The organism is Kitasatospora sp. NPDC059827 (assembly GCF_042731675.1).
Classification (GTDB): Bacteria; Actinomycetota; Actinomycetes; order Streptomycetales; family Streptomycetaceae; genus Kitasatospora.
This window is the reverse complement of sequence record NZ_JBHWIV010000053.1, coordinates 1-22448: the sequence shown is the minus strand read 5'-3', so window position 1 is coordinate 22448 and position 22448 is coordinate 1. Positions and strand designations below refer to the sequence as shown.

Genomic DNA, 22448 nt, shown 5'->3' with positions numbered 1-22448 from the left:
TCCTCGCGGGTCCCCGCAGATCACCGCTCGTCGCAGGTCGCGCGGGCCACCGGCCGTCCCCGGTGGCCCGAACGCCCAGTCCCCACTCAGCACGTCATCCGTCGGAGGCAGACCGTGATCCCGTTGTCGTTCGCGCAGCAGCGGCTGTGGTTCATCGAACAGCTGGAGGGCCCGAGCGCGCTCTACAACACCCCGTTCGCCGTCCGGCTGACCGGTGGGCTCGACGCCGCCGTCCTCACCCTCGCGCTGCGCGACGTGCTCGCCCGGCACGAGGTGCTGCGCACCACCTTCCCCGCCGTCGACGGCCGCCCGCAGCAGTCGATCGCCGAGCCGCAGAGCCCCGCCGTCGCCGCCGTCGGGGTGGCCGCCGTCCCGGTCGCCGACGAGGCCGAGCTGACCGCCCTGCTCACCGCCGCGGCCGGGCACGTCTTCGACCTCGCGACCGAACTGCCCATCCGCTGCACGCTGTTCTCGCTCTCCGCCGAGGAGCACGTGCTGCTGGTGCTGATGCACCACATCGCCAGCGACGGCTGGTCCGTCCCCCCGCTCTTCCGCGACCTGGACACCGCCTACCGGGCCCGCCGCGCCGGCGCCGCGCCGCAGTGGGAGCCGCTGCCCGTCCAGTACGCCGACTACACCCTCTGGCAGCGCGAACTCCTCGGCGAGGAGGACGACCCGGAGAGCGTGATCGCCACCCAACTCGCCCACTGGCAGCGCGCCCTGGCCGAGGCCCCGGAGGAACTGGCCCTCCCCTACGACCGGCCCCGACCCGCCGCGCCCACCCGGCTCGGCGGCGCCGCCGAGCTCGCCCTGGACGCCGAACTGTACGCGGACCTGGCCGAGTTGGCGGCGAAGGAACGGGCCAGCCTGTTCATGGTCCTCCAGGCCGCCGTCGCCACGCTGTACACCCGGCTCGGCGCCGGCACCGACCTGCCGCTGGGCACCGCGGTGGCCGGGCGCACCGACGAGGGCCTGGACGAGCTGGTCGGCTTCTTCGTCAACACCCTCGTCCTGCGCACCGACACCACCGGCGACCCCAGCTTCCGCGAGCTGCTGGCGCGCGTGCGCCGCCTCGACCTGGACGCCTTCGACCAGCAGGACGTGCCCTTCGAGCGCCTGGTCGAACAGCTCAACCCGGCCCGCGTACCGGCCCGCCACCCGCTCTTCCAGACCATGCTGACGCTGGACAGCGACGAGGACCTCCCCGCCGACTTCGCCGGGCTCGCCTGCCGGGAACACGTCCTCGACCAGCACCTCGCCAAGTTCGACCTGTCCTTCGCCTTCGTCGAGCAGCACGACGCGCAGGGCGCCGCCAACGGCCTGACCGGCGCGGTGGAGTACGCGGCGGACCTCTTCGACCACACCACCGCCGCCACCCTCGGCGAGCGCCTCGCCCGGGTGCTGCGGGCGGCCGCCGCCGACCCGGACGCGCCGATCGGCAGGATCGAGATCCTCGGCCCGACCGAGCGCGAGGACCTGCTGACCGGCCGGCACGGACCGGTGGCGCAGCTTCCGGCGGGTTCCGTGCCCGAGCTGTTCGAGGCGCAGGCCGCCGCGACGCCCGAGGCGATCGCCCTGGTCGCGGGCTCCACCGAGCTGACGTACGCCGAACTCAACGCCCGGGCCAACGGTTTGGCCCTGCGCCTGGCCGAGGCGGGCGTCGGCACCGAGACCCCCGTCGCCCTGCTGCTGGAGCGCTCCCCCGCCCTGGCCGTCGCCCTGCTGGCGGTGCTCAAGGCCGGCGGCAGCTACGTCCCGCTGGACGACGCCCAACCGCAGGAGCGCCTCGCGGCCGTGCTCGCCGACGCGGGCGCCCGGATCGCCGTCACCGACCGCAACCACCCCGCCCTGGCCGGGCTGACCACCCTCACGGTCGGCGAGGAGACCGCCGCCAACCTCGAACTGGCCATCGCGGACGAGCGGTTGGCGTACGTGATGCACACCTCCGGCTCCACCGGGAAGCCCAAGGGCATCGGCATCACCCACCGCTCGATCGTCGACCTCGCCCTCGGCGGGGCCTTCACCGGGGAGCACCTCGCCCGGGTCGCGGTGCACTCCCCCACCGCCTTCGACGCCTCCACCTACGAGTTCTGGGCCCCGCTGCTCTCCGGTGGCCGTGTCGTCATCGCCCCGCCCGGGCGGCTCGGCGTCACCGAACTCGCCGACCTGCTCGGCCGGGAGCAGGTCTCCGGCGCCTTCATCACCGCCGGCCTGTTCAACGTGCTGGCTACCGAGGCCCCGCAGTCCTTCGCCGGGATGCGCGAGGTCTGGACCGGCGGGGACATCGCCTCACCGGCGGCCATGCGGCGCGTCCTGGAGGCCTGCCCCGGCCTGCGGGTGGTGAACGTCTACGGCCCGACCGAGGCCACCACCTTCGCCACCCGCCGCGCGATGACCTCCCCCGCCGAGGTGCCGGCCGCCGTGGTGCCGATCGGCCGCCCGCTGCCCAACAGCCGGGTGTACGTCCTCGACGACGCCCTCCGGCCCGTGCCGGTCGGTGTCCCCGGCGAGCTGTACCTCGCCGGCCACGGGCTGGCCCGCGGCTACGTCGGCCGCCCGGCGCTCACCGCCGAGCGCTTCGTCGCCGACCCGTACGGCGCCCCCGGCTCCCGGATGTACCGCACCGGCGACCTGGTGCGCTGGAGCACCACGGGCGAACTGGAGTTCGTCGGTCGAACGGACGACCAGGTCAAGGTCCGTGGCTTCCGGATCGAACTCGCCGAGGTGGAGGCCGCGTTCGCCGCCCACCCGGCCGTCCGGCAGGCCTTCGCGACGGTCCGCCAGGACCGGCCCGGCGACAAGCGCCTGGTCGCCTACGTCACCGGCGACGCCCCGCTCGACGAGCTGCGCGCCTTCGTCACCGACCGGCTGCCCGGCTACATGGTCCCCGCCGCCGTCGTGCCGCTGACCGCCCTCCCGGTCAACTCCAACGGCAAGGTCGACCGCCGCGCCCTCCCCGCCCCCGACTACTCCGCCGCCACCCCCGGCCGGGCGGCCCGCAACACCACCGAGCAGACCCTGTGCGCACTCTTCGCCGAGGTCCTCGGAACCGTCGAGCCGAGCATCGACGACAACTTCTTCGACCTGGGCGGCCACTCCCTGCTCGCCACCCGGCTCACCAGCCGCATCCGCACCGCCCTCGGCACCGAACTCCCCCTGCGCACCCTCTTCGACCACCCCACCATCGCCGCCCTGGCCCAGCACCTCGGCGCGGACACCACCCCGGGGCGGGCCGGACTGACGGCGCGCACCCGCCCGGAGCCGGTACCGCTCTCCTACGCCCAGCAACGCCTGTGGTTCATCGACCAGTTCGAGGGCCCGAGCGCCCTCTACAACACCCCCTTCGCCCTCCGGCTCACCGGCCCGGTCGACACCGGGGCCCTGACCGCCGCCCTGCACGACCTGCTGGCCCGGCACGAGGTGCTGCGCACCCTCTTCCCGGTCGCCGACGGGCAGCCCCACCAGCTGGTCGCCGACTCCGTCGAGCCCACCCTGACCGTCACCACCGTCGCCGACGAGATCGAGCTGGCCGGGCTGCTGGACCGGGCGAACGCGCACGCCTTCGACCTCGCCACCGAACTGCCCCTCCGAGCAGCCCTGTTCTCGCTGCCCGACGAGCGGCATGTGCTGCTGCTCCTGCTGCACCACATCGCCAGCGACGGCTGGTCCGTCGCCCCGCTCTTCCGCGACCTGGGCGAGGCCTACCGGGCCCGCCTGCACGGAGACGCGCCCTCGTGGGAGCCGCTGCCCGTCCAGTACGCCGACTACACCCTCTGGCAGCGCGAACTCCTCGGCGACGAGGAGGACCGGGACAGCCTGATCGGACAGCAACTCGCCTTCTGGCAGGCATCCCTGGCCGACGCGCCGGAGGAACTGGCGCTGCCCTACGACCGACCGCGACCGGCCGTGCCGAGCCACCGGGGCGAGCTGGTCGAGTTCACCGTCGACGCCGAACTGCACCAGCAGCTGGGCGAGTTGGCCACCACCAACCGGGCCAGCCTGTTCATGGTCCTGCAAGCCGCCGTCGCCACCCTCTACACCCGGCTCGGCGCCGGCACCGACCTCCCGCTCGGCACCCCCGTCGCCGGACGCACCGACGAAGCGCTCAACGACCTGGTCGGCTTCTTCGTCAACACCCTCCTGCTGCGTACCGACACCTCCGGCGACCCCAGCTTCCGCGAACTCCTCGACCGGGTCCGACAGTCCGACCTCAACGCCTTCGAGCACCAGGACGTGCCCTTCGAGCGCCTGGTCGAACAGCTCAACCCCACCCGCACCCCGGCCCGCCACCCGCTCTTCCAGACCCTCATCGCCCTGGAGAACCAGGCGAAGGCGCCGCAGACCTTCGGCGGTCTCCCCTGCGGCGAGCTGGAGTTCGACCTCAACGTGGCCAAGTTCGACCTCTCCTTCGGCTTCGCCGAGCTGAGCGGACCGGCCGGACCAGGCGGACCGGGCGGACCGGCCGGACCGGGCGGCCTCTCCGGCGCGGTGGAGTACGCGGCGGACCTCTTCGACCACACCACCGTCACCACCCTCGCCGAGCGCCTGCTGCGCGTCCTCCGGGCCGCCGTCACCGACCCCGACGCGCCGATCGGCACCATCGAGATCCTCGACCCGGCCGAGCGCGAGCAGCTGCTCACCGGCTGGCACGGGCCGGTGGCGCAGCTGCCCCCGGGTACCGTGCCCGAGCTGTTCGAGGCCCAGGCCGCCGCCACGCCCGAGGCGATCGCCCTGGTCGCGGGCTCCACCGAGCTGTCGTACGCCGAACTCAACGCCCGGGCCAACGGTTTGGCGCTGCGCCTGGTCGAGGCGGGCGTCGGCACCGAGACCCCCGTCGCCCTGCTGCTGGAGCGCTCCCCCGCCCTGGTCATCGCCCTGCTCGCGGTGCTCAAGGCCGGCGGCAGCTACGTCCCGCTGGACGACGCCCAGCCGCAGGAGCGCCTCGCGGCCGTCCTCGCCGACGCGGGCCCCCGGATCGCCGTCACCGACCGCGACCACCCCGCGCTGGCCGGGCTGGCCACCCTCACGGTCGGCGAGAAGCAAGCCGCCAACCTCGAACTCGTGACCACTGGCGAGCAGTTGGCCTACGTCATGCACACCTCGGGCTCCACCGGAACCCCCAAGGGCATCGGCGTCACCCACCGCTCCATAGTCGACCTCGCCCTCGGCGGCACCTTCGCGGGCGGCGCCCACGAACGCGTCCTGGTCCACTCCCCCACCGCCTTCGACGCCTCCACCTACGAACTCTGGGCCCCACTCCTCTCCGGCGCCCGCCTCGTCCTCGCCCCACCCGGACGCCTCGGCGTCACCGAACTCACCGACACCCTCCAGCACGGCGGCGTCACCGCCGCCTGGCTCACCGCCGGACTGTTCAACGTCATGGCCACCGAGGCGCCGACCCTCTTCACCGGCCTCCGGGAGGTGTGGACCGGTGGCGACGTGGTCGCCCCCGCCGCCGTCCGCCGCGTCATGACCGCCTGCCCCGGCCTGACCGTCGTCGACGGCTACGGCCCCACCGAGACCACCACCTTCGCCACCCACCACCGGATGACCACCGCAGCCGAGGTGCCGGACAGCGTCCCGATCGGCCGCCCGCTCCCCAACACCCGGGCCTACGTGCTGGACGACGCCCTGCGGCCCGTCGCGGTCGGTGTCCCCGGCGAGCTCTACGTCGCCGGGAACGGCCTGGCCCGCGGCTACGTCGGCCGACCGGCGCTCACCGCCGAACGCTTCGTCGCCGACCCGTACGGCGCCCCCGGCTCCCGGATGTACCGCACCGGCGACCTCGTCCGCCGCACCACGGAAGGCGTGCTGGAGTTCCTCGGCCGCGCCGACGACCAGGTCAAGATCCGCGGCTTCCGGATCGAGCTCGGCGAGGTCGAAGCCGCCCTCACCGCCCACCCCGCCGTCGGCCAGGCCCTCGCCCTGGTCCGTGAGGACCGGCCCGGTGACAAGCGCCTGGTCGCCTACGTCACCGGCGACGCCACCCCCGGCGAACTGCGCGCCTTCGCAAGCGAGCGCCTCCCCGGCTACATGGTCCCGGCCGCCGTCCTGGTGCTCGACGCCCTCCCCGTCACCCCCAACGGCAAGGTCGACCGCCGCGCCCTGCCCGCCCCCGACTACTCCGGCACCCCCGAGGGCCGCGCCCCCCGCACCGGCACCGAGCAGACCCTCTGCGCCCTGTTCGCCGAGACCCTCGGCCTGCCCGCCCTCGGCATCGACGACGACTTCTTCGCCCTCGGCGGCCACTCGCTCCTCGCCACCAAGCTGATCAGCCGGATCCGCACCGCCCTGGACGTCGAACTCCCCCTCCGCGCCCTCTTCGACCACCCCACCGTGGCCGCCCTGGCCACCACCCTGCCGACCGTCGACACCCCGGCCCGCCCGGCGCTGCGCCCGCAGGCCAGGCCCGCCCTGGTGCCGCTCTCCCCCGCCCAGCAACGCCTGTGGTTCATCGACCAGTTCGAGGGCCCGAGCGCGCTCTACAACACCCCGTTCGTCGCCCACCTCAGCGGAGAGATCGACCCGGAGGCCCTGGCCGGGGCCCTGACCGACGTGGTCGCCCGCCACGAGGTGCTGCGCACCACCTTCCCCGCCACCGACGGCCGGCCGCACCAGCTGATCGCCGCGCACGCCGAACCCGCCCTGCACACCCGCACGGTGGCCGACGAGACGGAGCTGCGCGCCGCCGTGGCCGAGGCCACCGGCACGGTGTTCCGGCTCGCCGAGGACCTGCCGATCCGGGTCTCGCTGTTCTCGCTGAACGCCGAGCGGCACGCCCTGGTCGTCCTGCTGCACCACATCGCCAGCGACGGCTGGTCCGTCGGCCCGCTGCTGCGCGACCTGGACACCGCCTACCGGGCCCGCCGCGCCCACACGGAACCCGACTGGCGGCCGCTGCCCGTCCAGTACGCCGACTACACCCTCTGGCAGCTCGGCCTGCTCGGCACCGCGGACGACCCGGACGGCGCCCAGCACACCCAACTCGCCCACTGGAAGCAGGCCCTGGCCGAGCTCCCGGAGGAGCTGGCACTCCCGTACGACCGGCCGCGCCCGGCCGCCCCGAGCCACCGGGCCGGGACGGTGGAGTACCGGCTGGACGCCGAACTGCACCGGCGACTCACCGAGTTGGCCGCCGCCAACCGGGCCAGCCTGTTCATGGTCGTGCAGGCCGCCGTCGCCACCCTCTACACCCGGCTCGGCGCCGGCACCGACCTCCCGCTCGGCACCCCCGTCGCCGGACGCACCGACGAAGCCCTGGACGACCTGGTCGGCTTCTTCGTCAACACCCTCGTCCTGCGCACCGACACCTCCGGCGACCCCGGCTTCCGCGAACTCCTCGACCGGGTCCGCCGCACCGATCTGGACGCCTTCGAGCACCAGGACCTCCCCTTCGAGCGCCTGGTCGAACAGCTCAACCCCACCCGCACCCCGGCCCGCCACCCGCTCTTCCAGACCGTCCTCACGGTGAGCAGCGGCCCGGCCCCCGTGCTCACCCTGGGCGGGGTGAGCGGGGTGCTGGAGGGCGCGGGCGAGTCCCAGGCGCACTTCGACCTGAACTTCAACTTCACCGAGCAGCACGACGCGGACGGCACCCCGCTCGGCGTGGCCGCGGCCGTGGAGTACGCGGCGGACCTCTTCGACCACGCCACCGTCGCCACCCTCGCCGAGCGCCTGCTGCGCGTCCTGGACGCCGCCGCCACCGACCCGGACGCGCCGATCGGCACCATCGAGATCCTCGACCCGGCCGAGCGCGAGCAGCTGCTCACCGGCTGGAACGACACCGCCGTCCCGATCGCCGACAGCACGCTGTCCGAGCTGTTCGAGGCCCGGGCGGCCGCCACCCCCGAGGCGGTGGCCGTCGTGTCCGACACCGGGCGGCTGAGCTACGCCGAACTCGACGCCCGGGCGGGCAACCTGGCCGCCGTGCTGCTGGCCCGCGGGCTGGCGGTGGAGGAGCCGGTCGCGATCCTGATGGACCGCTCGGCCGAGCTGGTGACGGCGATCCTGGCGGTCACCAAGGCGGGCGGCACGTACGTCCCGCTGGACGCCCGGTACCCGCTGGACCGGATGCGGCACATCCTCGCCGACACCCGGGCGCAGCTCGTCCTGGTCGACCCGGCCCACCGCGACCACCCGGTCCTCCGCCACGAGGCGGGCGGCACCGGCACCGGCCTCACCCCCCTCGACGTCACCGAGACCCCCACTGCCCAGACCCCCACTGCCCGGACCCCCGCCGCCCAGGCCCCCGCCGGCCGCCGCTCCCACCCCGGCCAGCTGCTCTACGTGATGTACACCTCGGGCTCGACCGGCCTCCCCAAGGGCGTCGCGGTGACCCACCGCAACGTCGTCGACCTGCTCACCAACCCGCACTTCCACCAGGGCCACCACGAGAGCGTCCTGCTGCACTCGCCCACCGCCTTCGACGCCTCCACCACCGAGGTGTGGGCCCCGCTGGTGACCGGCGGGCGGATCGTGCTGGCCGCCCCCGGACAGCTCGACCTGCCCGCGCTGGCCGCGACCATCACCCGGCACGCCGTCACGTTGGTGCAGGCGCCCTCCGGTCTGCTGCGGCTGATGGCCGAGGAGACCCCGGAGGCGTTCCGCGGGGTGCGCCAGGTGTGGACCGGCGGTGACGTGGTGCCCCCGGAGGCCGTCCGGCAGCTGTTCCGGGCGTGCCCGGAGACGGACGTGGTGGCGGTGTACGCGCCGACGGAGACCACGGCCATCAAGACCACCTTCACCATGACGCCCGGCGGGCACGTCCCGGCCGTGGTGCCGATCGGCCGCCCGCTGGCCAACACCCGGGCGTACGTGCTGGACGACGCCCTGCGGCCCGTCCCCGCCGGGGTGCCCGGTGAGCTGTACCTCGCGGGCAACGGCCTGGCCCGGGGCTACGTCGGCCGCCCGGGGCTGACCTCGGAGCGCTTCGTGGCCTGCCCGTTCGGCGGCAAGGGCGAGCGGATGTACCGCACCGGCGACATCGTCCGGTGGAGCGCGGACGGTGTGCTGGAGTTCCTCGGCCGCGCCGACGACCAGGTGAAGATCCGCGGCTTCCGGATCGAGCCGGCCGAGGTGGAGGCGGCGCTGGCCGCCCACCCGGCGGTCGGGCACGCGGTGGCGACGGTCCGCGAGGACCAGCCCGGCGACAAGCGCCTGGTCGCCTACGTCACCGGCGGGGCCACCCCCGGTGAACTGCGGACCTTCCTCGCCGACCGGGTGCCCGGCTACATGGTCCCGGCCGCGATCGTCACCCTGGACGCGCTGCCGGTCACCGCCAACGGCAAGGTGGACCGCCGCGCCCTGCCCGCCCCCGACTACACCGGCACCCCCGAGGGCCGCGCCCCCCGCAGCACCGCCGAACGGGCCCTGTGCGCCCTGTTCGCCGAGACCCTCGGCCTGCCCGCCCTGAGCATCGACGACGACTTCTTCGCCCTGGGCGGCCACTCCCTGCTCGCCACCAAGCTGATCAGCCGGATCCGCACCGCCCTGGACGTCGAACTCCCCATCCGCGCCCTCTTCGACCACCCGACCGTGGCCGCCCTGGCCGGCCACCTGGGCGAGGGCACCGGCCCGGTCCGCGCCCGGCTGCTGCCCCGGCCGCGCCCGGAGCTGGTCCCGCTCTCCCACGCCCAGCAACGCCTTTGGTTCATCGACCAGTTCGAGGGCCCGAGCGCGCTCTACAACACCCCGCTCGTGCTCCGGATCGACGGCACCCTGGACGCCGACGCCCTGGCCGGCGCCCTGGCCGACGTGGTCGCCCGGCACGAGGTGCTGCGCACCACCTTCCCCGGCGCCGACGGCCGGCCGCACCAGCTGATCGCCCCGAGCGCCGAACCCGTCCTGCACACCCGTACGGTGGCCGACGAGGCGCAGCTGCGGGCGGCGCTGGCCGCCGCGAGCCGGGAGGCCTTCGACCTGGCCGTCGAACTCCCGCTGCGGGCCACGCTGTTCTCCCTACCGCAGGGCGAGCAGGCACTGCTGGTGCTGATGCACCACATCGTCAGCGACGGCTGGTCCGTCGGCCCGCTGCTGCGCGACCTGGACACCGCCTACCGGGCCCGCCGCGCGAACGCGGAGCCCGACTGGCGGCCGCTGCCCGTCCAGTACGCCGACTACGCCCTCTGGCAGCGCGAGCTGCTCGGCGCGGAGGACGACCCGGACGGCGCCCAGCACCGCCAACTCGCCTACTGGCAGCAGGCGCTGGCCGGTCTCCCGGAGGAGTTGACGCTCCCCTACGACCGCAAGCGGCCGCTGTCACCCACCCGCCGCGGGGACACCGTCGAGTTCCGGCTCTCGGCCGAACTCCACGCCTCCGTCGTCGAGTTGGCGCGGGAGAGCCGTAGCAGTGTGTTCATGGTGGTGCAGGCCGCGCTGGCCGCCACCCTGGTCCGGCTGGGCGCGGGCACCGACATCCCGCTCGGCACCCCGGTCGCCGGACGCACCGACGAGGCGCTGGACGAGCTGATCGGCTTCTTCGTCAACACCCTGGTGCTGCGCGCCGACCTCTCCGGCGACCCGAGCTTCCACGAGCTGCTGGAGCGGGTGCGGCAGGCCAACCTGGACGCCTTCGAGCACCAGGACGTGCCCTTCGAGCGGCTGGTCGAGGTGCTCAACCCGGCGCGCTCGACGGCCCGGCACCCGCTGTTCCAGGTGATGCTGACCTTCGCCGCCGGGCCCGAGGCCGAGGCCGCCCTCGACTTCGCCGGCCTGCCCGCCCGGGTGGAGCCCTCGGCGGCCGAACTCGCCAAGTTCGACCTGGCCTTCGGTTTCAGCGAGCGGCTGGCCGCCGACGGTTCCCCGGCCGGGATCGGCGTGGTCGTCGAGTTCGCCGAGGAGCTGTTCGACCCGGCCACGGTGACGGCGGTCGGCGAGCGCTTCGAGCGGCTGCTGACCGCCGTGCTGGCCGACCCGGCCCGCCCGGTCGACGCGGCGGAGATCCTCGACCCCGCCGAGCGGGCCCTGATCCTGGACCACTGGAGCGCGCCCACCGATCGGCCGGCGGCCGCCGAACCCCGCACCCTCCCGGAGCTGTTCGCGGCCCAGGCGGCCCGGACCCCGCAGGCCGTGGCGGTGGTCGACGAGGACGAGCGGATCGACTACGCCGAACTGGACGCCCGGGCGAACCGGCTGGCCCGGCTCCTCGCCGCCCGCGGCGCCGGCCCCGAGCGCCTGGTGGCGCTGGCACTGCCCCGCTCGGTGGAGCTGGTGGTCGCCGTGCTCGCGGTGCTCAAGGCCGGCGGCGCCTACGTGCCGATCGACCCGGACTACCCGGCCGACCGGATCGCCTACACCCTGGCCGACTCCGCGCCCGCACTGCTGCTCACCACCACCGCGGCCGCCGACCGACTGCCCGACCCCCAGCTGCCGTTGCTGCTGCTCGACGCCCCGGGGACGGCCGCCGAACTGGCCCGGACGCCCGCCGAGGCCCCCTCCCCCGCCCCCGCGCTCGGCCCGGACCACCCGGCGTACGTCATCTACACCTCGGGCTCGACCGGCCGGCCGAAGGGCGTGGTGATCCCGCACCGCAACGTCGCCCGCCTGTTCGCCGCAACCGACCACTGGTTCGCCCCGGGCCCGGAGGACGTCTGGACCCTGTTCCACTCCTACGCCTTCGACTTCTCGGTCTGGGAGCTGTGGGGCGCGCTGCTGCACGGCGGCCGCCTGGTCGTGGTGCCTTTCGGAACCAGCCGTTCGCCCCGGGAGTTCCTGGAGCTGCTGGTGCGCGAGCGGGTCACCGTCCTGAACCAGACCCCGTCCGCCTTCTACCAGTTGATGCAGGCCGACCAGGAGGAGCCGGAGCTCGGCTCCCGGCTCGCCCTGCGCCGGGTGGTGTTCGGCGGCGAGGCGCTCGACCTGGCCCGGCTGGCGCCCTGGTACGAGCGGCACGCCGAGGACGCGCCGGTGCTGGTCAACATGTACGGCATCACCGAGACCACGGTGCACGTCTCCTACCGTCCGCTGGACACCGCCACGGCCGCCGGGCAGTCCCGGTCACTGATCGGCGCCGGCATCCCGGACCTGCGGCTGTACCTGCTGGACTCCCGGCTGCGGCCGGTGCCCGCCGGGGTGCCCGGCGAACTGTACGTCGCCGGGGCCGGCCTGGCCCGCGGCTACCTGGGCCGCCCGGCGCTGACCGCCGAGCGCTTCGTCGCCGACCCGTTCGGCGCCCCCGGCACCCGGATGTACCGCACCGGCGACCTGGCCCGCTGGACGGCCTCCGGCGAACTGGACTACCTGGGCCGGATCGATGCCCAGGTGAAGATCCGCGGCTTCCGGATCGAGCTGGGCGAGATCGGCTCGGTGCTCAGCGCCCGGCCCGAGGTGGCCTCCGCCGCCGTGGTGGTGCGCGAGGACGCCCCGGGCGAGAAGCGCCTGGTCGGCTACCTGGTGCCGGCCCCGGACGCCGGGGCCCCGGACCTGGACGCGCTGCGCACCCACCTGGCCGCCGAGCTGCCGGACTACATGCTGCCCGCCGCCCTGGTGCCGCTGGAACGCCTGCCGCTGACCCCCAACGGCAAGCTCGACGAACGGGCGCTGCCCGCCCCCGAGCCGGGCCGGGCGGGCGGGGGCCGGGCGCCGCGCACCCCGCTGGAGGAGGTGCTCTGCGGGCTGTTCGCCGACGTGCTCGGCCTGGAGCGGGTCGGCATCGACGACAACTTCTTCGAGCTGGGCGGCCATTCGCTGCTGGCCGGGCGCCTGGTCGCCGGGCTGCGCGAGCTGACCGGCAGCGCCGAACTCGGCGTCCGGGCGCTGTTCCGGGCGCCGACCGTCGCCGGGCTGGCCGACCTGCTGGCCGCGGCCCGGGACGGCGCCCCCGCCGAGGAGGACTTCCCGGTGCTGCTGCCGATCCGCACCCGCGGCTCGCGCCCGCCGCTGTTCTGCGTGCACCCGGCGGCCGGGATCAGCTGGGTGTACACCGGCCTGCTGCGCCACCTGGACGCCGAGCAGCCGATCTACGGCCTCCAGGCCCCCGGCCTGGCCGACCTCTCCCGCCACCCGGCGAGCCTGGCGGAGATGGCCCGCGACTACCTGGCCGAACTGCGCTCGGTGCGCCCCGAGGGCCCGTACGCCCTGCTGGGCTGGTCCTTCGGCGGCCCGGTCGCCCACGCCGTGGCGGCGCTGCTGCGGGAGCAGGGCGAGCGGGTCGACCTGCTCGCCTTGCTGGACGGCTACCCCGAGCTGGACGAGTACGCCCGGATCACCGGCGGCTCCCCCGACCGGATCACCGGCGGCTCCCCCGACCGGATCACCGACGGCTCCCCCGACCGCGACCCGGCGCTGCTCGCCGCGATCCTGGAGTCCCTCGGGCAGCAGGCCGGCGAGATCACCGACTGGCCCGCCGACGAGGCGGGCTACGCCGAGCTGGTCCGGCACGGCGCCGGCCCGCTGGCCGGGCTGAGCGGCGCCGGGGTGGCCCGGGTGGTCGAGGTCTTCCTGGCCAACCTGGCGCTGGCCGGCGACGCCCCGCTGCCCGGCTACGACGGCGACGCACTGGTCTTCGTCGCCGCCCAGGACCGCCCGGCCGACGCCCCCGACCCCGAGAGCTGGCGGCCCCACGTGGGCGGCCGGCTGGAGGTCCACCCAGTGCCCAGCACCCACGGCGCGATGACCGGCCCGGAGGCCCTCGCGGTCATCGGCCCGGTGCTCGCCGACCGCCTGCGCGACCCCGCGCAGGCCCCCACGCCCCGCCCCTGAGCCTCCCCTCACCACCGCACCACCCCGCACCACCGCGACACCCCCCGCACCACCACGCCAAGCGGCCGCGACCCGGCCCACCACGAGGAATGGACACACCGATGCAGACTGCCGTCATCCCCGACACCTGGCGCGGCGTCACCCCGGCGCCGATCTCGTCGACCGACGCCTACAACGGCTTCATCGCCGCCAACGTGATCTTCGCGCTGGACCGGATCGGCGTGCTGGAGCAGATCGGCCGCGGCGAGGCGCTGTCCGCCGCCGAGACCACCGCCCAGCGCGGCGACACCGCCCGCACCGAGGCCGTGCTGCGCGCCGCCGCCGACTACGGCTACCTCAAGGCCGACGGCGCCGGCTACCTGCCCACCGAGGCGGGCATCGAGATCGCCGCCGCCCGCGGCTACTTCACCTGGGCGGTCGGCGGCTACCACGACGTGTTCGGCCGCGCCGGTCACCTGAGCACCGGCTCGCACCACTACAACCAGGACGTGTACCGCGACGAGGCGATGGTCGCCCTCGGCTCCGCCCAGTGCGACCAGTCGATGTTCGCCGCGCAGCTCACCGACGTGCTCTCCGGCATCGACTTCCGCACCATCGCCGACCTGGGCAGCGGCACCTCCGCCCGGGTCCGCCGGGTGGTCTCCCAGCGCGAGGGCAGCCGCGGCCTGGGCATCGACATCAGCCGCCCGGCCACCGACATCGCCCGCGCCGACATCGCCGCCGCCGGGATGCAGGACCGGGTCACCGCCGTGCGGGCCGACGTGCTGGGCCTGCTCGGCACCCAGATCGACAACGACGCCGAGGCCGCCGAGGTGGCCGAGGTCGACACCGTGATGAGCTTCTTCCTGCTGCACGACCTGCTCGCCGACCCGAGCACCCGCTCCTCGATCTTCACCCGGATGCGCGAGGCCTTCCCCAAGGCCCGCACCTTCGTCCTCGGCGACACCATGCTGCGCGGCCCGGGCGAGTCCCAGAGCGCGATGCCGGTCTTCTCGGTCGGCTTCGAACTGGCCCACGCGATGATGGGCGTGCCGCTGCACACCAAGGAGACCTACGAGCAGCTGTTCACCGACGCCGGACTGCGGATCGACCGGGTCGAGGCGCTGGCCACCCCGCACAGCTGGCTCTACGTCCTCCAGGCCGACTGATGGCCGCCGCAGCCGGGGCCGTACACCTGCTGGCCCAGAACGAGCACCCGTACCCGCCGCTGCCGTCCGTGCTGACCGCCTTGGCGGGGGCGGTCAGCGACCTGAACCGCTACCCGGACTTCCGCCCGGAGCGCTTCGCCCGGATCATCGCCGACTGGCAGGACGTCCCGGCCGCGCAGGTCGTGGTCGGCCACGGCTCGGCCGGCGTCGCGCTGGACCTCTTCCACTCCGTGGTCCGCCCCGGCGACAACGTGGTGCACTCGGACCCCTGCTTCGACGCGTACCCGCTGTTCTGCGCGATCGCCGGCGCCGAGTCCCGGTCCGTCCCGCTCGGCCCGGACGCCCGGCACGACCTGGCCGCGATGGCCGGCCGGGTGGACGGGCGCACCCGGATCATCGTGCTGTGCAACCCGCACAACCCGACCGGCACGGTCTACTCCTGGGCGGAACTGACCGACTTCTTCCGCCGGGTGCCGGCCACCGCGCTGATCCTGCTGGACGAGGCCTACGTCGACTTCGCCCGGGGCTGGGCCGCCCCGGCGGTGCCGGACCGGATCACCGAGTGGCCCAACCTGGTGGTGCTGCGCACCCTCTCCAAGTCGCACGGCCTCGCCGCGCTGCGGATCGGCTACGCCGTCGCCGAGGAGTCGGTGGCCCAGCGGGTGCGCGACGTCCAGGTGCCGTACGCGGTGAACCGGCTCCAGGAGGCGGGCCTGCTGGCCGCCGTCGCCGCCCAGGACGAGGTGGACCGGCGGATCGCCGAGATCGCCGCCGAACGCGACCGGCTGCGGGCCGAACTGCTCGCCCTGGGCCGGTCGGTGCCGCCGAGTCTGACCAACTTCCTCTGGGTGACGGCGCCTTCACCCGAGGAGCAGCTCCCGGTCAAGGCGGAGCTGGAGCGGCTCGGGGTGGCCGTCCGCTTCTACCCGGGCCAGGGCATCCGGATCGCCGTCGGCGAGAAGGACGCCGTCGACGCCGTGATCGAGGGCTTCACCCGCGCCCACCGGGCCGCCGGCGCGCCGCCCCGCTAGGCCTGCCAGACCCGCTGGACCCGCTGGACCCGCTGGACCCGCACCACCCATCGCACACGCAGCAGTCAAGGACAGGACAGGACATGCACCCACTTCTGGCGCGGCCGGAGTTCCGGCTCTACATCGCGGGACAGACGCTGTCCGTCCTCGGGGACAGCGCGCTCTTCATCGCCCTCGGCATCTGGGCCAAGGTCCTGACGGGGAGCAGCTCGGCGGCCGGTCTGGTCATGTTCTGCTACGCCGTCCCGATGCTGCTGCTGCCGCTCGGCGGCCTGGTCGCCGACCGGGTCCGCCGACGGCCCCTGCTGGTCACGGTCAACCTCGGTCTGGCGGTGGCGGTTTCGCCGCTGCTGCTGGTCGACGGCCGCGGCCACCTGTGGATCATCTACGGCACCGCGGTGCTCTACGGGCTGGCCGGGGCCGTCCTCACCCCGGCCCAGAGCGCGATGCTGCGCACCATCCTGACGGAGCGGCAGGACTTCGGCGCGGCCGTCGGGTTCACCCAGACCATGCGGGCGGGCACCACCCTGGTCGCGCCGCTGGTCGGCTCCGGCCTGTACGGGTGGCTCGGCGGCCGGGCCGTCGCCCTGGTCGACATCGGCATCCTGCTCGCGGCCGCGCTCGCCTTCCTGGCGCTGCGGGTGCCCGAGTCCAAGCCGGAGCCGTCCGGGCGGCACTGGCGCACCGAGGTGCTGGCGGGCTTCCAGCACCTGCGCTCCACCGCCTCGCTGCTGCCGCTGCTGATCGCGACCACCGCCACCGCGACCGTGCTCAGCTTCCTCCAGCCGGTGCTGTTCTCGCTCATCCAGCACGGGCTGGGCCGCTCGCCGCAGTTCCTGGGCGTACTGGAGACGGTGGAGGCGGTCGGGGCGCTCGGCGGCTCGGTGCTGGGCGGCATCCTGATCGGCAAGCTCGGCCCCCGCAAGACCGTCATGCTCGGCTCGGCCACCTTCGGGGTCGGCGCCGTGCTGCTGCTGGCGCCCTCGGTGTGGGTGGTGGCGGCCGGTCTGCTGATCGCCGGGGCCGGCATGCCGGCCGGCGTGGTCGGCCTGGCCACCGCCGCCCAGTCGCTGACCCCGCCGCAGCTGATGGGCCGCACCCAGGCGGCCGTCAACCTCGCCCTCACCGCCCCGCAGGCGATCGCCATCGGCGTCGGCGCCGGCCTGGTCGCCGCGCTGGACTTCCGCACGGTGCTGGTCGCCATGGTGATCGGCGCGCTGCTGTCCGGCCTCTACCTGCTGGGCAAGCCCGACGCGGCGATCGAGGACGACGAGGACGAGGAGGACGAGGAGGAGTCGGCGGAGCAGCCCGCCGGGGAGCTCGCCCCGGCCCCGGCCCAGGCCCCGGCCGAGGAGACCGAGCCCGCCCCGCGCCTCCAGTCCACCTGACCGTCCCGCACCTCCCGTCCCCGCACCACCCAGGCCCGCACCACGCCACCGGCCCCCCCCGGCGGCGGCCCTGCCGCACCGCACCGCCGCCGGGGCGGGCCTCCGCGCACTCCTCACGAGAGAGCCCCTCAGATGCCCGACCGTTCCTCTCCCGAGCTCCCCACCGACCTCACCGACCTCACCGACCTCACTACCGACGCCGGGGAGCCGTTCGAACTCGCCCTGGACCACGTCGAGTTCTACGTCACCGACCTCGCCGCCGACGTCGCCCGACTGACCGCGGAGTACGGCTTCGACCTGCTCGTCCCGCCCACCGAGCGCGGCGCGAGCGCCGAGCGCTGCGTCTCCGCCCTGCTCGGCCAGGCCGCGATCCGGCTGCTGCTCACCCAGCCGCTGGCCGCCGGCCACCCCGCCACCGCGTACCTGGCCCGGCACGAGGACGGCGTGGCCGCACTGGCCCTGCGGGTCCCGGACGCCACCGCCGCCTACCGCGCGCTGACCGAGCGGGGCGCCGACGGGCTGCGCCCGCCGCAGGCTGCGGACGGCTGTGTCACCGCCGTGGTCGGCGCCTTCGGCGACGTGGTGCACACCCTGATCGAGCGGGGCCCGGACGTCCCCGCCGACCGGATCCCCGGCCTGCCCGACGCGGCCCCCGTGACCGGCGCCGCGGAGGTGGGCCTGCGCTCCGTCGACCACTTCGCGGTCTGCGTCCCCTCCGGCGAACTGCGCGCGACCGTCCGGCACTACCAGGAGGTCTTCGGCTTCCGGATGGTCTTCGAAGAGCGGATCGAGGTCGGCGCCCTCGGCATGGACTCGATGGTCGTGCAGAGCCCCGACCACAGCGTCACCCTCACCCTGATCGAGCCGCTCACCCCGGACGCCGGCGGCCAGATCGCCTCCTTCCTCACCGACCACGGCGGCGCCGGGGTCCAGCACGTGGCCTTCTCTTCCCAGGACGCCGTCCACTCCGTCTCCACCATGGCCGCCCGCGGCGTGCCCTTCCTGCGCACCCCGAGCACCTACTTCGACGCCCTGCCCGCCCGGCTGACCCCGCTGCGGCACTCCTTCGACCAGCTGCGCGAGCTCAACCTGCTGGTCGACCAGGACCACGACGGCCAGCTGTTCCAGATCTTCACCCGCTCCCAGCACCCCCGCGGCACCTTCTTCTTCGAGGTGATCGAGCGCATCCGGGCCCGCAACTTCGGCAGCAACAACATCCGCGCCCTCTACGAGGCCGTCGAACTCCAGCGCAACGCCAGCGAAATCGCCGGTTGACATCCTCCCCGCGCTAAAGCGCGGGGATTCCGGCCGCGCCTGCGGCACGGGGCGTGCGCCCGGTGCAGCCGGCGTTCCGGTGGGTTCCTGTTTCGACGGGCCGTGCCCGGCGTGGGATCGCCGCGCCGGGTCTCACCGGCCCTCCGCAGGCGTTTAGCCTGTCCGCCTGCCCGGCGGCCAGGATGTTGCGAGCAGCATTGAGGTCACGGTCATGCAGCACACCGCAGGCGCCACAGGCCCACTCCCGAACGTGCAGGGGTTTGGATCCGTCACGGTGCCCGCACCCCGAGCAGAGCTGGGAGGACGGGAACGCGCGGTCCACGACGCCGACGTGCCGCCCGTACCGGGCCGCTTTCTCTTCGAGCAGGCACCGGAAGGTGGCCCATCCGGCGTCGTGGACGGACTTGGCCAGACGGCCCCGGGCGAGGCCCCGCACGTTCAGGTCCTCCAGGTACACCGCTTGGTTCTCGCGGATCAACTTGGTGGTCTGCTTGTGCAGCCAGTCCTTGCGGGTGTCGGCCACCTTGGCGTGCGCCTTGGCGACCTTGCGGCGGGCCTTGGCCCGGTTCTTCGACCCCTTGGCCTTGCGGGACAGCTCCCGCTGCGCGACCTTGAGCTTCTTCTCCGCCTTGCGGAGGAAGCGGGGGTTGTCGATCACGCAGCCGTCGGAGAGGACCGCGTAGGTGGTCAGCCCGAGGTCGATGCCGACCTCGGCATCGACCTCGGGCAGGTACTCGGGTTCCACGTCCACCACGAAACTCGCGTGGTAGCGGCCCGCCGCATCCAGCACGACCGTCACCGACGACGGATCGGCCGGAAGCGCCCTCGACCACTTCACCCGCACGTCACCGATCTTCGCCAGGTTCAGCTTCCCGTTGCCCCGGATACGGAACCCATTGCGGGAGAACCGCAGCGACTGCCGGTTGTCCTTCCGCGATTTGAACACCGGCAGTCCCACCGGGCGACCGGCCCGTTTACCGGACTTCGAGTCGAAGAAGTTCCGGTACGCGGTGTCCAGATCGCGCAGGGACGACTGCAACGCGTCCACCGACACCGACCCCAGCCACGACCGGGCATCCGTCTTCTTCGCATCGGTGATCACCGACTTGGCCAGGGCACCGGTAGCAATCCTCGACCTGTCCGTCTTCCACGCGGCCTTCCGCAGGGCGAGCGCATCGTTGTACACCACCCGCGCACACCCGAACGTACGTGCCAGCGAACGTCGCTGACTGTCCGTCGGATAGATACGAAAGGAGTACCTGAGATGCACACGATCAACCTACCGGCAGGCACTGACATCCTGATCCGGTCCGCAGACAGTCCCGTTCTCCCCCGCAATCGAGAGGTACCCCCACCCCCAGCCAAAGCCGGGGGTATCCACGGAGGTACCCGATGAGCGCGTCCGCCCTGAACCAGCCGACCCTGAACCCACTGGCCCCGACCCCGCCGGTCCTGACCCCGCCGGCCGCGGGTACCGCCGCGCCGCGGCAGCCGCTGTCCGTCGCCGAGTACGAGCAGGCGGCCCGGGCCGCGCTGAGCGCCCCGGTCTGGGACTGGCTGGCCGGCGGTGCGGAGCAGGAGCGCACCCTGGCCGCCAACCGGGCGGCCTTCGACCGGCAGGCCGTGGTGCCCCGGGTGCTCGCCGACGTCTCCGTCTGCGACACCTCCGCGACCCTGGTGGCCAGCCGCTCGGCCCTGCCGGTGGCGGTGGCGCCGATCGCCTACCACCGGCTGTTCCACCCCGAGGGGGAACTCGCCTCGGCCCGGGCGGCCGCCGCGGCGGGGGTGCCGTTCACCGTCGGCACGCTCAGCAGCGTCGGCTTCGAGGAGCTGGCCGCGACCGGGGCCACGCTCTGGTTCCAGCTGTACTGGCTGCGCGACCGGGCCCGGCTGCTCGACCTGGTCGCGGCGGCCGAGGCGGCGGGCAGCGAGTGCCTGGTCGTCACCGCCGACGTGCCGTACATGGGCCGCCGGCTGCGCGATGCCCGCAACGCCTTCGCCCTGCCCGGGGACGTCCGCGCGGCGCTGCTGGAGGGCGGCGCCGCCGGGCGGGCGCACCGGACCACCGCCGAGGTCTCGGCGGTGGCCGCGCACACCGCCGAGCTGCTCTCCCCCGCCGTCACCTGGGCGGACCTCGGCTGGCTGCGCGAGCACACCCGGCTGCCGCTGGTGGTCAAGGGGGTGCTCGACCCGGCGGACGCCCTGCGGGCCGCCGAGCTGGGCGCCTCCGCCGTGGTGGTCTCCAACCACGGCGGCCGCCAACTCGACCGGGCGGTGCCCTCGTTGACGGCCCTGCCGGCCGTCGCCGAGGCGCTGGCCGGGCGCGGCTGCCAGGTGCTGCTGGACAGCGGGGTGCGCGGCGGCGCGGACGTGCTCACCGCGCTGGCCCTCGGCGCGTCCGGGGTGCTGCTCGGGCGCCCGGCGATCTGGGGCCTGGCGGCCGCCGGCGAACCGGGCTGCACCCGGGTGCTGGAACTGCTGGCCGCCGAACTACGGCACGCCCTCGGCCTGGCCGGCTGCGCCGACCTGACCGCCGCCGCTGCCCTGCGCACCACCCCGATGCCCTGCCCCGCCTGGAGTGCCCCGTGACCGTCACCGCCCCGCCGCACGAGCTGCGGCTGACCGACCTGCACCCCTCCCTCGCCGACCCGGCGATGACCTCGATGAACCTGCTCAACGAGATCTCCATCCGCTACCCGGAGGCGGTCTCCTTCGCGGCTGGCCGCCCGGCCGAGCAGTTCTTCGACCTGGACGCCGTCCACCGGTACCTGGACCGCTACACCGCGCACCTGCGCGGCGAACGCGGGCTGTCCGAGGAGGAGGCCCGGCGCCAGGTGCTCCAGTACGGGCGGACCAAGGGGATCATCCACGAGCTGATCGCCGCGCACCTCGCGGTGGACGAGGGCATCGAGGTGCCCGCCGAGTCGATCGTGGTGACGGTCGGCTGCCAGGAGGCGATGTTCCTGGTGCTGCGGGCGCTGCGCCGCGGCCCCGAGGACGTGGTGCTGGCCGTCTCGCCCACCTACGTCGGGCTGACCGGCGCCGCCCTGCTGGCGGACCTGCCGGTGCGGCCGGTGGCCGACGGCCCGGACGGGCTCGACCTCGCCGACCTGCGCCGGCAACTGGCCGACGCCCGGGCCGAGGGGCTGCGCCCCCGGGCGCTCTACCTCGTCCCGGACGTGGCCAACCCGAGCGGCGCCAGCCTGCCGCTGGCACTGCGCCGGGAGCTGCTGGAGCTGGCCGCCGAGGAGGACTTCCTGGTCCTGGAGGACAACCCGTACTGCGTGTTCGCGGGCGAGGAGCGGCTGCCCTCGCTCAAGGCGCTGGACACCGCCCGGCGGGTGGTCCACCTCGGGTCCTTCGCCAAGACGGCCCTCCCGGGCGCCCGGGTCGGCTACGTGGTCGCGGACCAGCTGGTGGCGGACGGCGCGGGCGGCAGCGTCCTGCTGGCCGACCTGCTCGGCATGGTCAAGAGCATGACCACGGTGAACACCTCGCCGATCGCCCAGGCCGTGATCGGCGGCGCGCTGCTCGAACACGGCCACAGCCTGCGGGCCGCCAACACCGAGGTCGCCGCGCTCTACCGGCGCAACCTCGCCCTGGTGCTGGCGGGCCTGGCCCGGCGCTTCCCGCCGGGCGGCGGGGTGACCTGGAACGAGCCGCGCGGCGGCTTCTTCCTGGTGCTCACGGTGCCGTGCGTGGTGGACGACGCCCTGCTGGAGCTCTCCGCCTCGCGGTACGGGGTGATCTGGACGCCGATGTCCCACTTCTACCCCGGCGCGGGCGGGGAGCGCCAACTGCGGCTCTCCGTCAGCCAGGTGGACCCGGCGACCGTCGACCGGGGCCTGGACGGCCTGGCCGCCCTGCTCGCCGCCCGGTCCTGAGCCTCGGCGCCGAGGGGGAGGGCC

8 protein-coding genes are annotated in these 22448 nt (G+C 74.5%); 7 read left to right on the top strand and 1 reads right to left on the bottom strand.

Annotated elements, in window-relative coordinates; all coding sequences use genetic code 11:
• Positions 1 to 114 precede the first annotated feature (114 nt).
• The 5 genes from ACFV8H_RS27955 to hppD all read left to right on the top strand — a co-directional run bounded on the left by ACFV8H_RS27955 (position 115) and on the right by hppD (position 18540).
• Positions 115 to 13698, top strand: coding sequence for an amino acid adenylation domain-containing protein (locus ACFV8H_RS27955; protein ID WP_380405224.1), 13584 nt, complete (start codon positions 115 to 117; stop codon positions 13696 to 13698).
• Positions 13699 to 13799: 101 nt separating this feature from the next.
• A complete protein-coding gene (locus ACFV8H_RS27950; protein ID WP_380405221.1) occupies positions 13800 to 14846 on the top strand; it encodes an SAM-dependent methyltransferase in 1047 nt (348 codons plus the stop codon).
• Positions 14846 to 15877, top strand: coding sequence for an aminotransferase class I/II-fold pyridoxal phosphate-dependent enzyme (locus ACFV8H_RS27945; RefSeq protein ID WP_380405218.1), 1032 nt, complete (start codon positions 14846 to 14848; stop codon positions 15875 to 15877). Before ACFV8H_RS27950 ends, ACFV8H_RS27945 begins: the two co-directional genes overlap by 1 nt.
• Before the next feature lie 83 nt (positions 15878 to 15960).
• Positions 15961 to 17265, top strand: a complete 1305-nt coding sequence (locus ACFV8H_RS27940; protein WP_380405215.1) for an MFS transporter — start codon at positions 15961 to 15963, stop codon at positions 17263 to 17265.
• Between the two features lie 132 nt (positions 17266 to 17397).
• Positions 17398 to 18540, top strand: a complete 1143-nt coding sequence (gene hppD, locus ACFV8H_RS27935) for a 4-hydroxyphenylpyruvate dioxygenase (RefSeq protein ID WP_380405212.1) — start codon at positions 17398 to 17400, stop codon at positions 18538 to 18540.
• Between the two features lie 13 nt (positions 18541 to 18553).
• On the opposite strand, the gene ACFV8H_RS27930 is transcribed toward hppD, so the two are convergent.
• Entirely contained in the window at positions 18554 to 19810 is a 1257-nt protein-coding gene (locus tag ACFV8H_RS27930; RefSeq protein ID WP_380405209.1) for an RNA-guided endonuclease InsQ/TnpB family protein, read from the bottom strand.
• A 122-nt stretch (positions 19811 to 19932) separates the two neighbouring features.
• On the opposite strand from ACFV8H_RS27930, the gene ACFV8H_RS27925 reads away from it, so the two are divergent.
• Positions 19933 to 21129, top strand: coding sequence for an alpha-hydroxy acid oxidase (locus ACFV8H_RS27925; RefSeq protein ID WP_380405206.1), 1197 nt, complete (start codon positions 19933 to 19935; stop codon positions 21127 to 21129).
• 65 nt (positions 21130 to 21194) lie between these two features.
• The gene (locus tag ACFV8H_RS27920; protein WP_380405286.1) at positions 21195 to 22424 is read left to right on the top strand and encodes a PLP-dependent aminotransferase family protein; all 1230 of its coding nucleotides are present in this window, start codon (positions 21195 to 21197) and stop codon (positions 22422 to 22424) included.
• Positions 22425 to 22448 lie beyond the last annotated feature (24 nt).

What these genes read in the sequence shown, in the direction of transcription:
- ACFV8H_RS27950 (WP_380405221.1), top strand. Translation starts at nt 13,800, where the DNA reads ATGCAGACTGCCGTCATCCCCGACACCTGGCGCGGCGTCACCCCGGCG.
- ACFV8H_RS27945 (WP_380405218.1), top strand. Translation starts at nt 14,846, where the DNA reads ATGGCCGCCGCAGCCGGGGCCGTACACCTGCTGGCCCAGAACGAGCAC.
- ACFV8H_RS27940 (WP_380405215.1), top strand. Translation starts at nt 15,961, where the DNA reads ATGCACCCACTTCTGGCGCGGCCGGAGTTCCGGCTCTACATCGCGGGA.
- hppD (WP_380405212.1), top strand. Translation starts at nt 17,398, where the DNA reads ATGCCCGACCGTTCCTCTCCCGAGCTCCCCACCGACCTCACCGACCTC.
- ACFV8H_RS27925 (WP_380405206.1), top strand. Translation starts at nt 19,933, where the DNA reads ATGAGCGCGTCCGCCCTGAACCAGCCGACCCTGAACCCACTGGCCCCG.
- ACFV8H_RS27920 (WP_380405286.1), top strand. Translation starts at nt 21,195, where the DNA reads ATGACCTCGATGAACCTGCTCAACGAGATCTCCATCCGCTACCCGGAG.